The organism is Pseudomonas syringae group sp. J309-1, from assembly GCF_032582135.1.
GTDB lineage: Bacteria > Pseudomonadota > Gammaproteobacteria > Pseudomonadales > Pseudomonadaceae > Aquipseudomonas > Aquipseudomonas quasicaspiana.
Window position 1 is genome coordinate 1 of sequence record NZ_JAWHNU010000049.1, and the last position, 13,171, is coordinate 13,171.

A 13,171-nucleotide genomic window follows, 5' to 3' on the forward strand; every position below is an offset into this window, starting at 1 on the left:
CCTGATGAAAAATCAGAGCGAATATCAACCCAAAGGGTGGGTTATGGCTTGATCACAACCATAGAATCTCCCACAGGTAAACCGCATACCTCCTGTGGGAGCGAATTCATTCGCGAAAGCTGCATCTCTAACGACGAAATTCCCGCGCTGTCACAAATGCCCAATCTTGCACTGCTAGCTTTCCCCTTTACCTTCAACAAGGGGACCCTCCATGACTCAGTTCGACCCGACACGTCGCCGCATCATTCAGGCAGCTGGCGCAGGCTTGCTTTTGCCCGGTCTGGCTCCAGCCGTTATCGCTTCGATTCAGGACCGGCCGAAAATCACCGACGGGGTGCAGTCCGGTGACGTGTTGGGTGATCGGGCGATGGTCTGGAGTCGCAGTGATCGACCGTCGCGCATGGTCGTGGAATGGGACACCCGCAGCATGTTCACCAACCCGCGTCGTGCGGTCTCAGCCCTCGCTGACCAACGCACCGATTTCACCGCGCGAGTCGAGTTGAGCGGTTTGCCGACCGATCAGGCGATTTTCTACCGGGTAATGTTTGAAGATGCGCAATCAGGCGTGACCAGTGAACCCTGGTTCGGCCATCTGCGCAGCGTGCCGCAACAGCGTCGTGACCTCCGGTTTGTCTGGAGTGGCGACACGGTCGGCCAGGGCTTCGGCATCAACCCGGACATAGGCGGCATGCGTATCTATGAAGCCATGCGTCTGCGTCTGCCGGATTTCTTTATCCACAGCGGCGACACCATCTATGCGGACGGCCCGGTTCCGGCGCAGATCGTCGCGGAAGACGGGCGCATCTGGCGCAACCTCACCACCGAAGCCAAGAGCAAGGTCGCGGAAACCCTCGACGAGTATCGCGGTGCTTATCGCTATAACCTGATGGATGAGAACCTGCGCCGCTTCAACGCGGAAGTGCCGCAAATCTGGCAATGGGACGACCACGAAGTGACCAATAACTGGTCGTCGAGCAAACAGCTGGATGATCGCTACAAGGTCAAGGACATCCAGTTGCTGGCTTCCCGTGGCCGACAGGCGTTTCTGGAATATGCGCCCATGCGTTTGCAGGAAGCGGATAACGGCGGGCGCATCTATCGCAAGATGAGTTACGGGCCGATGCTGGATGTGTTCGTGCTGGACATGCGCAGTTATCGGGACGGCAACGATTCAAACCTGGCGGATAAACCGGGGCCTACCACGGCTTTCCTGGGGCGTACGCAGCTGGACTGGCTGAAAAGCGGGCTCAAGAACTCCACCGCACAATGGAAAGTTATCGCAGCCGATATGCCGATTGGTCTGGGCGTACCGGATGGCGAAGTCAGCCCTGGCGTCGCGCGCTGGGAAGCCATCGCCAACGGCCAGGACGGCCCTGCGGCTGGACGCGAGCTGGAGGTCGCCGAGTTGTTGACCTATCTGCGCGCACAGAAAATCCGCGACTGCGTGTGGCTGACCGCCGATGTGCATTACTGCGCGGCGCATCACTACCAACCGGATCGGGCTGTGTTTCAGGACTTCGACCCGTTCTGGGAATTTGTCGCCGGGCCGTTGAACGCTGGCAGCTTTGGCCCCAACGCGCTGGACAAGACCTTCGGCCCTGAACTGGTCTTCCAAAAGGCCCCGCCTGCGCAAAATACCTCTCCATTTGCCGGTTTCCAGTTTTTTGGTGAAGTGAACATCGACGGCCAAAGCTCGGAGATGACCGTGACCTTGCGGGATCTGGACGGGGTGTCGGTGTTCGAGAAGAAACTGGTGCCCGCTCGGGATGCATGAAGGTAAACAGCATCTGGATCTGTAATGAAATCTTCTGTGGGAGCCCGGCTTGCCGGCGATAAGGCCGGGCGCGATCTAAAAGTGAACCGCATCCAGCCTTATCGCCGGCAAGCCTGGCTCCTATCAAACATCACTCCAATAATGGATTTGAAACGCGGACCTTGTAGGAGCTAACTTGTTGGCGAAGCGGAATTTCTGACGATGCGGGTCCGACGTCTCGCCAACAAGTTGGCTCCTACAGGTCACCCGTTTGCTGCGCGACAGCGTGGTGCCTGGGACACCGGGGCGACTCCCACAGGATTTGTGTCGCACATCGACTTTTGGGCAGGCACACAATCACCGTGTTTGGGTTTTGTCCGGAGCCCAGCCAGAAATTCCCTGTAACGTTCTCGTCTATGCTGGCTTATCATTAGCCACCTAACGACGGGGCAGGGTTCGACGATGCTGGACATTTTCTATCAGACCCTGGCCATCACCGCGCCGGTTTTCGCCATGCTGTTCCTGGGTGTGCTGCTCAAGCGCATCAACTGGATTGACGACAATTTCATCATGACTGCGTCGAGTCTGGTGTTTAACGTGACGATGCCCGCGCTGTTGTTTCTCGGCATTATCCACGCTGATCTGCGTGAAGCGTTGCAGCCCTCGCTGCTGGTCTTTTTCACCATCATCACCCTGGCCGGTTTCGCCTTTGCGTGGACCTGGGCGATCTGGCGCGTGCCGCTGGCAGACCGTGGCGTTTTTGTTCAGGGCGCTTTTCGTGGTAATAACGGCGTGATCGGCCTGGCGCTGGCCGCCAGCATGTACGGCGATTACGGTATTTCTCTGGGGGCGATTCTCGCCGCCCTGGTCATTCTTTTCTATAACGCGCTCTCGACCATCGTGCTTGCGGTGTACAGCCCGGTGATCAAATCCGATCCGTGGAGCCTGTTCAAAAGCGTGTTGGGCAACCCGCTGATCATCAGCATCATGCTTGCCTCGCCGTTCGCCTACTTCAAGATCGGCCTGCCGCACTGGATCGAGACGTCGGGCAATTACCTCGCGCAGATGACTCTGCCACTGGCGCTGATCTGTATCGGCGGCACGTTATCGCTGAGTTCGCTGCATCAGAGTGGCAAGCTGGCTGTCAGCGCCAGCTTTATGAAGATGGTCACTTTGCCGGTGCTGTCTACGCTGGCAGCCTGGCTGTGTGGGTTCCGCGGTCCGGAGCTGGGGATTCTGTTCCTGTACTTCGCCAGCCCGACCGCTGCGTCCAGCTATGTCATGGCCCGGGCGGCCAATGGCAATCACGTGCTGGCGGCAGCGATCATCGTGATCACAACGCTGGCGGCCGCAGTGACCACCAATGTCGGGATTTTTATCCTGCAATGGGGCGGCTGGATCTAATGCTGACGTCGCCATGCGCGGATGGTGCTGAAGGTAATCATCACCGCGAACACCGGCAGAACAAATTGCACCATCAGCCGCTCAAGTTTATCGGCGAGCGGCATGCCGGTGGTGAACGACACAATGTGCAGCCCATACGCCAGATACAGCGACAGCAGCATCAGCCCTTCAATCCGGGTGATCCGGTAGCCTGAGTAGAACAGCGGCATGCAAAGCGCCGCTACCCCGAGCATCACCGGTAAGTCAAAATCCAGAGCATTGGGTGAAACAGACAGTGGTGCTGGTGCGATCAACGCGGTGATGCCCAGCACGCCCAACAGATTGAACAGATTGCTACCAATCACGTTGCCCACGGCGATGTCACGCTCGCCACGGAGCGCCGCGATTAACGAAGTGGTCAGGGCGGGCAGGGACGTACTGACTGCGATCACCGTCAAGCCGACCACCCGTTCGGACAAACCAAGGTCTATCGCGATCACCACCGATGCTGCCACCAGCAGATGACTGCCCAGTATGACGCAGGCGATGCCGGTAAACAACGCTCCGAGACGCAGCAGCACCTGGCCGGTTTTGCGCGAATGCTCCGATCCGCTTGACTGGCGATAGGCAAAGCGTTGCCCGGATTGGCGCAAAACGATCAGCAGGTAGGCCAGCAAGCCCAGCAGCAGAATCGCGCCATCGAGCGCGCCCAGCACGCCGTTCCAGGAAAGGGCCAGCACCAGTGCGCTGGCGACAACCATCAACGGGATCTCCAGGCGTACCAACTGCCGGGTAACCCGCAACGGAATGATCAAGGCGCACAGCCCAAGGGTGACCAGTACATTGAAGATGTTGCTGCCCACCACGCTGCCCACGGCGATGTCGGCGCTGGAAGTAAAGGCTGCTTGCAGGCCGACTGCCATCTGCGGCGCGCTGCTGCCCAGTGCGACAAATGTCAGACCGATGAATAAGGGGCGCACGCCGAGGGTGGTTGCCAGGCTCACCGCGGCGCGTACTGAAAGTTCGGCACCGATCAGCAGCAACAGCAGGCCGCATATCCACTGAAGGACATCGGGAAACGGCAGGGATGAGAGTTCGAGAATTCGGGGCGTCCTTAGTCGCTCAGACTTTGTACACGCACAGGCGCGGTGCCACTGCGCAGCATACCGATTTGTTCGGCGGCAGCACGTGACAAATCAATCAATCGACCACGGGTGTGAGGGCCGCGATCATTGATCCGGACGATCACGCTTTTGTCGTTATCCAGGTTGGTGACTCTGACCCGGGTGCCAAAGGGCAACTGGCGATGGGCCGCAGTGAGTCCATTCTGGTCAAAGGGTTCGCCGCTGGCGGTACGCTTGCCGTGATGCCGGGCGCCGTAATAGGAAGCGTTGCCGGTTTCGTTGTAGCCGCGAGGGTCGATGATCTGATCCTGGCTGGCGCAGCCAACCAGAAAGGTGAGCAGAGCTGTGGTGCCGAGAAGGCGCAGCATGGGATTGATCCTTCTACTACATTGGATGCGCTCTACCCTGTAGGAGCCAACTTGTTGGCGAAGCGATGTTCCTGATTAGGCAGGTTCGACGTCTCGCCAACAAGTTGGCTCCTACAGGGGGAGCGGGGCTATCAACCTTCCAGCTTTTTCTTCAGCAGTTCATTGACCTGCTGCGGGTTGGCCTTGCCTTTCGAGACTTTCATGGCCTGACCGACGAAGAAGCCAAACATCTTGCCGCGTTTGGCTTCATCAGCAGCGCGGTACTGTTCGACCTGTTCGGCGTTGGCTGCGAGCATCTCGTCGAGCATTGACTCGATGGCACCGCTGTCAGTCACTTGCTTCAAGCCGCGTTTTTCGATGATCTCATCGGCGCTGCCTTCACCATTGGCCATTGCCTCGAAAACCATTTTCGCGATTTTGCCGGAAATGGTGTTGTCGGTGATGCGCTTGAGCATGCCGCCCAATTGCTCGGCACTGACCGGCGATTCTTCGATTTCCAGGCCTTGCTTGTTCAGCAGGCTGCCCAGCTCTACCATGACCCAGTTGGCGGCCAGTTTCGCGTCGCCGCTGATGCTGACCACTTGCTCGAAGTAGTCCGCCTGCTCGCGGCTGGAGGCCAGCACGCTGGCGTCATAGGCCGACAGGCTGAACTGACTCTGGAAGCGCTCGCGCTTCTGCGGAGGCAACTCCGGGAGCGTGGCGCGGGTTTCTTCGATGAATGAATCTTCGATCACTACTGGAAGCAGGTCTGGATCGGGGAAGTAACGGTAGTCGTTGGCTTCCTCCTTGCTGCGCATGGCGCGGGTTTCGTCTTTGTTCGGGTCGTATAGACGGGTCTGTTGAATGACCTTGCCGCCATCTTCGATCAAGTCGATCTGACGCTGGATTTCGCTATTGATCGCCTTCTCGATGAAGCGGAACGAGTTGACGTTCTTGATCTCGCAGCGTGTACCGAATTCAACCTGGCCCTTGGGACGGATCGACACGTTACAGTCGCAACGCAGCGAGCCTTCCGCCATGTTGCCGTCGCAGATGCCCAGATAACGAACCAGTGCGTGCATGGCTTTAACGTAAGCCACTGCTTCCTTGGCCGAACGCATGTCCGGCTCGGAAACGATTTCCAGCAGCGGAGTGCCAGCGCGGTTCAGGTCGATACCGGTCATGCCGCTGAAGTCTTCGTGCAGGCTTTTGCCGGCGTCTTCTTCAAGGTGGGCGCGGGTGATGCCGACGCGTTTCACGGTGCCGTCTTCAAGGGTGATGTCCAGGTGGCCTTTGCCAACAATCGGCAATTCCATCTGGCTGATCTGATAGCCCTTGGGCAGGTCAGGGTAGAAGTAGTTTTTGCGGGCAAACACGTTGTGCTGGCCGATCTCGGCATCTACCGCCAGACCGAATTTGACAGCCATGCGCACGGCTTCTTTGTTGAGCACCGGCAAAACACCCGGCATGCCCAGATCAACCAGGCTGGCCTGCGTGTTGGGCTCGGAGCCGAACGCGATGGCGCTGCCAGAGAAAATCTTTGATTGGGTCGAAAGCTGGGTGTGAATCTCCAGCCCGATAACGACTTCCCATTGCATTGTGTTTTCTCCTTAGAAGCCGTCAGGCGTGCGCAGATGCCAATCGGTGACTTGCTGATATTGATGGGCAACGTTCAGCAGGCGGCCTTCCTGGAAATACGGGGCGAGCAATTGCACGCCTACCGGCAGCCCGTCGGCAAAGCCCGCAGGCATGGACAAGCCCGGCAGACCCGCGAGGTTGGCGGTGATGGTGTAGAAGTCTTCCAGGTACTCGGCGACCGGATCATTGGTCTTGGCGCCGATTTTCCAGGCCGGGTTAGGCGTGGTCGGGCCGAGGATCACATCGACTTCGGCAAAAGCGCTCATGAAATCGTTCTTGATCAGGCGACGGATTTTTTGCGCCTGCAAGTAGTAGGCGTCGTAATAACCCGCTGAGAGCGCGTAGGCACCCACCAGAATCCGGCGTTGTACTTCCGGGCCAAAGCCTTCGGCGCGGGAGCGCTCGTACAGGTCGGTGAGGTCTTTTGGCTCTTCGCAGCGATGGCCGAAACGCACGCCGTCAAAGCGCGACAGGTTGGACGAAGCCTCTGCCGGAGCGATCACGTAATAGGCCGGGATGCCGTGTTGCAGGTTCGGCAGGCTGATTTCCTTGACCACGGCACCGAGCTTTTTCAGCTCTTCGACGCTGGCCATGACCATATCTGCAATGCGCGGATCGAGACCGGCGCTGAAATACTCCTTTGGAAGACCGATGCGCAGTCCCTGCAGCGAGCCGTTGAGGCTGGCGCTGTAATCTGGAACGGGTTCGTCGATGCTGGTGGAGTCCAGTGGGTCGAAACCGGCCATGCCTTGCAGCAGCAGCGCACAGTCTTCAGCGCTGCGTGCCAACGGACCGGCCTGATCGAGGCTCGACGCATAAGCGATCATGCCCCAGCGTGAAACACGACCGTAGGTCGGTTTCAAGCCGGTCAGGTTGGTCAGTGCGGCCGGTTGGCGAATCGAGCCGCCGGTATCGGTGCCGGTGGCGGCAGGCAGCAGGCGCGCAGCTACTGCAGCAGCCGAACCCCCTGAGGAGCCGCCCGGCACATGGTCAAGATTCCACGGGTTTTTCACCGCGCCGTAGTGGCTGGACTCGTTGGCCGATCCCATGGCGAATTCGTCCATGTTGGTCTTGCCAAGGGTCACGGTGCCCGCTGCGGCCAGCTTGGCAACAACGGTGGCGTCATATGGCGCCTTGAAGTTATCGAGCATCTTCGACGCGCAGCTGGTACGGATACCTTGCGTGCAGAACAGGTCCTTGTGAGCCAGTGGTGCGCCCAGCAATGGATTGTTTTCACCGGCAGCGCGACGTGCGTCAGCGGCCTGCGCCTGAGTGATGGCCAGGTCTTCGGTGAGGGTAATGAAGCTGTTGAGCTGTGGATCGAGCTGCGTGATACGCGCGAGCAGGACACGGGTCAATTCTTCGGAAGAAAACTTTTTATCGGCGAGTCCGCGGGCGATCTCGGCCAGAGTCATTTGATGCATTGAAGGCACATTCCCTTAGTCGATGACTTTTGGAACCAGATAAAGGCCGTCTTGGACCGCTGGTGCGATGGCTTGATAGGTATCCCGACGATTTCGCTCGGTAACCACATCTTCGCGCAGGCGTTGGGAAGCTTCGAGGGGGTGGGCAAGGGGTTCAATACCGGTGGTATCGACCGCTTGCATCTGATCAACCAGCCCAAGAATGCTATTAAGTGCTTCGGTAGTACGTGGGACATCGGCGTCATTCAGGCGAATTCGCGCCAGATGAGCGATCTTTTCCACGTCGGAGCGATCAAGCGCCATGGGGTTCTCCAGTGGAATGCCTACGGATTGGATCCGTGTGGTAGATTGAGGAACACTATCGCATTTCTACGGTCAGAAGGCCGCGAACGTCGAGGGTCGTGCTCGGAAAAACCGCTAATTTAGCATATTGGCTCCTTGCCCAAAATCCCTGTCGTTGTTAGAGTTTGCCGCACTTTTTTACCCACGCGTTCCCTAGGGTCCCTTTCCCATGTTCAAGAAACTGCGTGGCATGTTTTCCAGCGATCTGTCTATCGACCTGGGCACTGCCAACACCCTTATTTACGTGCGTGAGCGCGGCATCGTTCTGAATGAACCATCAGTTGTGGCCATTCGGACCCACGGAAACCAGAAAAGCGTCGTTGCTGTCGGGATGGAAGCCAAGCGCATGCTCGGCCGTACCCCAGGCAACATCGCCGCTATTCGCCCAATGAAAGACGGCGTTATCGCCGACTTCAGCGTTTGCGAAAAAATGCTGCAGTACTTCATCAACAAGGTTCACGAAAACAGCTTTCTGCAGCCAAGCCCTCGGGTGTTGATCTGCGTACCGTGCAAATCCACACAGGTTGAACGACGCGCGATTCGCGAGTCGGCCCTGGGTGCTGGTGCCCGTGAAGTGTTCCTTATCGAAGAGCCAATGGCTGCTGCCATCGGTGCCGGTCTGCCGGTCGAAGAAGCACGCGGTTCGATGGTTGTCGACATCGGTGGTGGTACTACTGAAATCGCTCTGATCTCGCTCAATGGCGTGGTTTATGCCGAATCCGTACGGGTTGGCGGCGACCGCTTCGACGAAGCGATCATCACCTACGTGCGTCGTAACTACGGCAGCCTGATCGGCGAATCCACCGCCGAGCGCATCAAGCAGGAAATCGGTACTGCCTACCCAGGTGGTGAAGTGCGTGAAGTCGACGTGCGTGGCCGTAACCTGGCTGAAGGCGTTCCACGTGCTTTCACCCTGAACTCCAACGAAGTGCTGGAAGCGTTGCAGGAATCTCTGGCAACTATCGTTCAGGCCGTGAAAAGCGCGCTGGAGCAGTCGCCTCCGGAACTGGCATCCGACATCGCCGAGCGCGGTCTGGTGTTGACCGGTGGTGGTGCCTTGCTGCGTGATCTGGACAAATTGCTGGCTCAGGAAACAGGTTTGCCGGTAATCGTTGCCGAAGATCCACTGACCTGCGTAGCGCGTGGTGGTGGCCGTGCGCTGGAAATGATGGATAAGCACACGATGGATCTGCTCTCCAGCGAGTAACTCGCCGGTAGGACCTATCATGCATCCTTATGTGTACAGGTAGCGATTTGGCTACCTGTATGCGTTAGGCTGACGCCAAAATATGGCGTTACTTTTTCTACCTGTTCAAGCCGGTTGCATATCTCATGAATAACAACAGCCGATTGAAATCCTGCTTCGGAGGAGCGGCCTATTAAACCGCTTTTCGCAAAAGGCCCCTCATTGGGCGTGCGCCTGTTGGTGCTGGTCGTTTTATCCGTGGCGCTGATGGTCGTTGATGCGCGGTTCACCGTGCTCAAACCCGTGCGCAGCCAGATGTCGCTGGTACTGATGCAGTCGTACTGGATCGTCGATCTGCCGCAGCGTTTGATACAGGGTGTGGCCAGCCAGTTTGGCAGCCGTACCGAGCTCATCGCTGAAAACGAAAAACTCAAGACTGAAGCCTTGCTCCTTCAAGGGCGCCTGCAAAAGCTCGCGGCCCTGACCGAGCAGAACGTGCGCCTACGCGAGTTGCTCAACTCGTCGGCGCTGGTCAACGAAAAGGTTGAAGTGGCCGAACTGATCGGCATGGATCCCAATCCATTTACCCATCGAATCATTATCAACAAAGGCGAGCGCGACGGCGTTGTCCTGGGTCAGCCAGTGCTCGACGCACGTGGCCTGATGGGGCAAGTGGTCGAGTTGATGCCTTACACCTCGCGTGTACTGCTGCTGACCGACACGACTCACAGCATTCCAGTGCAGGTCAACCGCAACGGGCTTCGTGCGATTGCCAGCGGCACGGGTAACCCGGAACGTCTGGAGCTGCGCCATGTCGCGGACACCGCTGACATCAAGGAAGGCGACCTGCTGGTCAGTTCCGGTCTGGGTCAGCGCTTTCCTGCCGGATATCCGGTGGCAACCGTTAAAGAAGTCATCCATGACTCCGGACAACCGTTTGCTATCGTTCGCGCCGTGCCGACAGCCGCATTGAACCGCAGCCGTTACCTGCTGCTGGTGTTCTCCGACGGTCGCTCGCCGGAAGAGCGCGCCGCCGATGCCGCACGTGCCCAGGAGTCCATCGAGAAAGGTGTTGATCCGGCAGCCGTCCCGGCGACTGTTCCTGTCAATAACGCAGCCGCTCCTGCCGGGACGACACACGCCGCGCCTGCCGCCCACGGTGCTGCTGCTCCGGCTGCTGCTCCGTCCGCCGCGCCAGCTGCAACACCTGCCGCAACGCCGGCCACGCCAGCACCCAAGCCCGCCAGCAAGCCGCCTGTAAAGCCTGCGGCGACCAAGCCACCGGCCACCGCGCCTGCCGCCACTCGGGAGAGAATCGATGGCTAGTCATGCCCCGGAACGTAACGGGTGGGTCGTGTGGTTCACTTTCGTCGTCGGTTTGCTGTTGAGCGTTTCGCCGCTGCCGCAGTTCATGGAAATTTTTCGTCCGCTCTGGCTGGCGCTGCTCGTGACCTTCTGGGCGCTGTATCTGCCCCATAAGGTCGGCATGACCACCGCATGGCTGTTGGGTCTGATGGAGGACGTGTTGTACGGCACACTGCTGGGGCAGAACGCCCTGACGTTGTGTCTGATCACCTTCCTGGTGATGTCCCTGCAGCAGCGTTTGCGCATGTTCCCCATGTGGCAACAGTGTCTGATTCTGTTGGTTATCTATGGGCTGGCCCAGTTGGCCCAGCTCTGGCTCAGCGCTCTGACCGGCAATCGACAGCCGACACTGGCGTTGGTGTTGCCTGCTTTGGTCAGTGCGTTGTTATGGCCTTGGGTCAGCTATGGCCTGCGAGGCTTGAGCAAGCGTTTGAAAATCAACTGACGCAGCATGTAGCCCCGGGTAAGCATCTCTGGCTCGGGGCCGCATCACGATCTTTGACACGGAGATGTCCCAATGCCCCCGCTTTTTCTGGCCTCTGGCTCGCCGCGCCGTCGGGAATTACTGACCCAGATTGGCGTTCGCTTCACGGTGCTCAGCGCACAGATTGACGAAACTCCCCACAGCGAAGAAACCCCGACGGCCTATGTCGAGCGTCTTGCCCGTGGCAAAGCGCAAGCCGGATTGGCGTTGCTGACCGATGATCAGGGCTGCGTGTTGGGGGCTGACACTGCTGTGGTGCTCGACGGTCATATCCTCGGCAAGCCTCGGGATGAAGCGGATGCCCAGAGCATGCTGACGGCGTTGTCGGGGCGTGAACACGAGGTGTTGACGGCGATTGCGCTGGTCAGTCAACAGCGTTGCGAAACCCGCGTCGTCTCCAGTCGGGTGCGTTTTCGGTCGATCTCTACTGCAGAAATCCAGACTTACTGGTCCAGTGGCGAGCCTCAGGACAAGGCAGGCAGCTACGCTATTCAGGGCCTGGCGGCGATTTTCGTCGAGGGTTTGCACGGTAGTTATTCCGCAGTGGTGGGCTTGCCGCTATGCGAAACCGCAGAACTGCTGAGCCGTTTCGGCATACCCTGTTGGCAAGGCCAGGAAGGTGACAAGTCATGAGTGAAGAGATTCTGATCAACATCACGCCAATGGAATCACGCGTGGCAGTGGTGGAAAACGGTGTTCTGCAAGAGGTTCACGTCGAGCGGACCCAGCGTCGCGGCATCGTGGGCAACATTTATAAAGGCAAGGTTGTCAGGGTGTTGCCCGGCATGCAGGCCGCGTTCATTGATATCGGGCTGGACCGTGCAGCGTTCATTCACGCCTCGGAAATCTCCATGCGTGAAGGCTCTGCCGTCGAAACCATCAGCGCGTTGGTGCACGAAGGTCAGAGCCTCGTCGTTCAAGTCACGAAGGATCCGATTGGCAGCAAAGGCGCGCGACTAACGACGCAGCTGTCAATTCCTTCGCGCTATCTGGTGTACATGCCCAAGACGGCGCACGTCGGGATTTCTCTGAAGATCGAGGACGAGGGCGAGCGTGAGCGACTGAAAAAAGTGGTCAGCGATTGCGTTGCCCTCGAAGGCATCAAAGAGGTTGGCGGCTTTATCCTGCGTACTGCGGCCGAAGGTGCCGGGGCTGACGAAATCCTTATGGACATTCGTTATCTGCGCCGCCTCTGGGATCAGATCGGTGAGCAGATCAAGACCGTCAGCCCGCCCAATGTGATCTACGAAGATCTTGGTCTGGCGCTGCGCACGTTGCGTGATCTGGTCAGCCCGCGTATCGAGAAGATCCGCATCGACTCCCGGGAAACCTTCCAGAAAACCACGCAATTCGTGGCTGAGCTGATGCCTGAGATCGCTGACCGCCTGGAGCATTACCCTGGCGAGCGGCCTATCTTCGACCTCTACGGCGTTGAGGATGAGATCCAGAAGGCGCTTGAGCGCAAGGTTCCTCTCAAGTCCGGCGGCTATCTGGTGATCGATCCGGCCGAAGCAATGAGCACCATCGACGTCAACACTGGCGCCTTCGTCGGGCATCGCAACCTCGAAGAAACCATCTTCAAGACCAATCTGGAGGCGGCAACGGCCATTGCCCGTCAACTGCGCCTGCGTAATCTGGGCGGCATCATCATCATCGACTTCATTGACATGGAAGACGGTGAGCACCAGCGTCAGGTCCTGCGTACCCTGGAGAAACAACTGGAGCGCGATCACGCCAAGACCAACATCATCGGGATCACCGAGTTGGGGCTTGTGCAGATGACCCGCAAGCGAACCCGTGAAAGCCTTGAGCAGGTGCTGTGCGAGCCTTGTCATGCTTGCCAGGGGCGCGGCAAGCTGAAGACGCCGGAAACCGTCTGCTACGAGATATTCCGGGAAATTCTGCGTGAGGCCCGTGCCTATCAGGCGGTGGGCTACCGGGTACTGGCCAATCAGCGAGTTGTAGACCGCCTTCTGGACGAAGAGTCGGGTAATGTGGCGGAACTGGAAGCGTTCATCGGCCGCACTATTCGTTTTCAGGTAGAAACCATGTATTCACAGGAACAATACGATGTCGTGCTGCTCTGACAGTGCACCTGATAGATTGAATTGTTAACGGTGCCTCA

12 protein-coding genes are annotated in these 13,171 nt (G+C 58.4%); 7 read left to right on the forward strand and 5 right to left on the reverse strand.

What is annotated here, in order from left to right:
• The first annotated feature begins 211 nt into the window (after positions 1-211).
• Together RX972_RS21945 and RX972_RS21950 are read left to right on the forward strand one after the other, a co-directional pair.
• Entirely contained in the window at positions 212-1,774 is a 1,563-nt protein-coding gene (locus RX972_RS21945; RefSeq protein ID WP_231675178.1) for an alkaline phosphatase D family protein, read from the forward strand.
• A gap of 441 nt (positions 1,775-2,215) precedes the next feature.
• Positions 2,216-3,157 carry an AEC family transporter gene (locus tag RX972_RS21950; RefSeq protein WP_316878448.1) on the forward strand — a complete coding sequence of 314 codons (942 nt, stop codon included), beginning with the start codon at positions 2,216-2,218 and terminating at the stop codon, positions 3,155-3,157.
• Here the strand turns inward: RX972_RS21950 and RX972_RS21955 are convergent.
• The 5 genes from RX972_RS21955 to gatC all read right to left on the reverse strand — a co-directional run bounded on the left by RX972_RS21955 (position 3,154) and on the right by gatC (position 7,972).
• Complete coding sequence (locus RX972_RS21955; protein ID WP_410478251.1) at positions 3,154-4,173, reverse strand: calcium/sodium antiporter; 1,020 nt, start codon at positions 4,171-4,173, stop codon at positions 3,154-3,156. The genes RX972_RS21950 and RX972_RS21955 overlap by 4 nt on opposite strands.
• Positions 4,174-4,250: 77 nt before the next feature.
• Positions 4,251-4,628, reverse strand: a complete 378-nt coding sequence (locus tag RX972_RS21960) for a septal ring lytic transglycosylase RlpA family protein (RefSeq protein WP_316878451.1) — start codon at positions 4,626-4,628, stop codon at positions 4,251-4,253.
• Positions 4,629-4,759: 131 nt separating this feature from the next.
• The gene (gene gatB, locus RX972_RS21965; RefSeq protein WP_027902214.1) at positions 4,760-6,205 is read right to left on the reverse strand and encodes an Asp-tRNA(Asn)/Glu-tRNA(Gln) amidotransferase subunit GatB; all 1,446 of its coding nucleotides are present in this window, start codon (positions 6,203-6,205) and stop codon (positions 4,760-4,762) included.
• Between the two features lie 12 nt (positions 6,206-6,217).
• Entirely contained in the window at positions 6,218-7,669 is a 1,452-nt protein-coding gene (gene gatA, locus RX972_RS21970; RefSeq protein WP_027902215.1) for an Asp-tRNA(Asn)/Glu-tRNA(Gln) amidotransferase subunit GatA, read from the reverse strand.
• 15 nt (positions 7,670-7,684) lie between these two features.
• Entirely contained in the window at positions 7,685-7,972 is a 288-nt protein-coding gene (gatC, locus tag RX972_RS21975) for an Asp-tRNA(Asn)/Glu-tRNA(Gln) amidotransferase subunit GatC (protein ID WP_027902216.1), read from the reverse strand.
• 208 nt (positions 7,973-8,180) lie between these two features.
• Between gatC and mreB the strand changes: the two genes are divergently transcribed.
• The 5 genes from mreB to rng all read left to right on the forward strand — a co-directional run bounded on the left by mreB (position 8,181) and on the right by rng (position 13,133).
• Positions 8,181-9,218 (forward strand): rod shape-determining protein MreB, encoded by a 1,038-nt coding sequence (mreB, locus tag RX972_RS21980; protein WP_020292894.1) that lies wholly within the window; start codon positions 8,181-8,183, stop codon positions 9,216-9,218.
• Between the two features lie 219 nt (positions 9,219-9,437).
• Positions 9,438-10,523 carry a rod shape-determining protein MreC gene (gene mreC / locus RX972_RS21985; protein WP_231675241.1) on the forward strand — a complete coding sequence of 362 codons (1,086 nt, stop codon included), beginning with the start codon at positions 9,438-9,440 and terminating at the stop codon, positions 10,521-10,523.
• Positions 10,516-11,007, forward strand: a complete 492-nt coding sequence (gene mreD / locus RX972_RS21990; protein WP_027902218.1) for a rod shape-determining protein MreD — start codon at positions 10,516-10,518, stop codon at positions 11,005-11,007. The genes mreC and mreD overlap by 8 nt, the downstream gene beginning before the upstream one ends.
• A 72-nt stretch (positions 11,008-11,079) precedes the next feature.
• The gene (locus RX972_RS21995; RefSeq protein WP_316878463.1) at positions 11,080-11,679 is read left to right on the forward strand and encodes a Maf family protein; all 600 of its coding nucleotides are present in this window, start codon (positions 11,080-11,082) and stop codon (positions 11,677-11,679) included.
• Complete coding sequence (rng, locus tag RX972_RS22000) at positions 11,676-13,133, forward strand: ribonuclease G (protein WP_027902220.1); 1,458 nt, start codon at positions 11,676-11,678, stop codon at positions 13,131-13,133. Before RX972_RS21995 ends, rng begins: the two co-directional genes overlap by 4 nt.
• The last annotated feature ends 38 nt before the right edge of the window (positions 13,134-13,171 follow it).

Bases quoted from the DNA above. Each gene is read 5' to 3' on its own strand.
- RX972_RS21945 (WP_231675178.1), top strand. From the start codon at position 212: ATGACTCAGTTCGACCCGACACGTCGCCGCATCATTCAGGCAGCTGGC.
- RX972_RS21950 (WP_316878448.1), top strand. From the start codon at position 2,216: ATGCTGGACATTTTCTATCAGACCCTGGCCATCACCGCGCCGGTTTTC.
- RX972_RS21960 (WP_316878451.1), bottom strand. From the start codon at position 4,628: ATGCTGCGCCTTCTCGGCACCACAGCTCTGCTCACCTTTCTGGTTGGC.
- gatB (WP_027902214.1), bottom strand. From the start codon at position 6,205: ATGCAATGGGAAGTCGTTATCGGGCTGGAGATTCACACCCAGCTTTCG.
- gatA (WP_027902215.1), bottom strand. From the start codon at position 7,669: ATGCATCAAATGACTCTGGCCGAGATCGCCCGCGGACTCGCCGATAAA.
- gatC (WP_027902216.1), bottom strand. From the start codon at position 7,972: ATGGCGCTTGATCGCTCCGACGTGGAAAAGATCGCTCATCTGGCGCGA.
- mreB (WP_020292894.1), top strand. From the start codon at position 8,181: ATGTTCAAGAAACTGCGTGGCATGTTTTCCAGCGATCTGTCTATCGAC.
- mreD (WP_027902218.1), top strand. From the start codon at position 10,516: ATGGCTAGTCATGCCCCGGAACGTAACGGGTGGGTCGTGTGGTTCACT.
- RX972_RS21995 (WP_316878463.1), top strand. From the start codon at position 11,080: ATGCCCCCGCTTTTTCTGGCCTCTGGCTCGCCGCGCCGTCGGGAATTA.
- rng (WP_027902220.1), top strand. From the start codon at position 11,676: ATGAGTGAAGAGATTCTGATCAACATCACGCCAATGGAATCACGCGTG.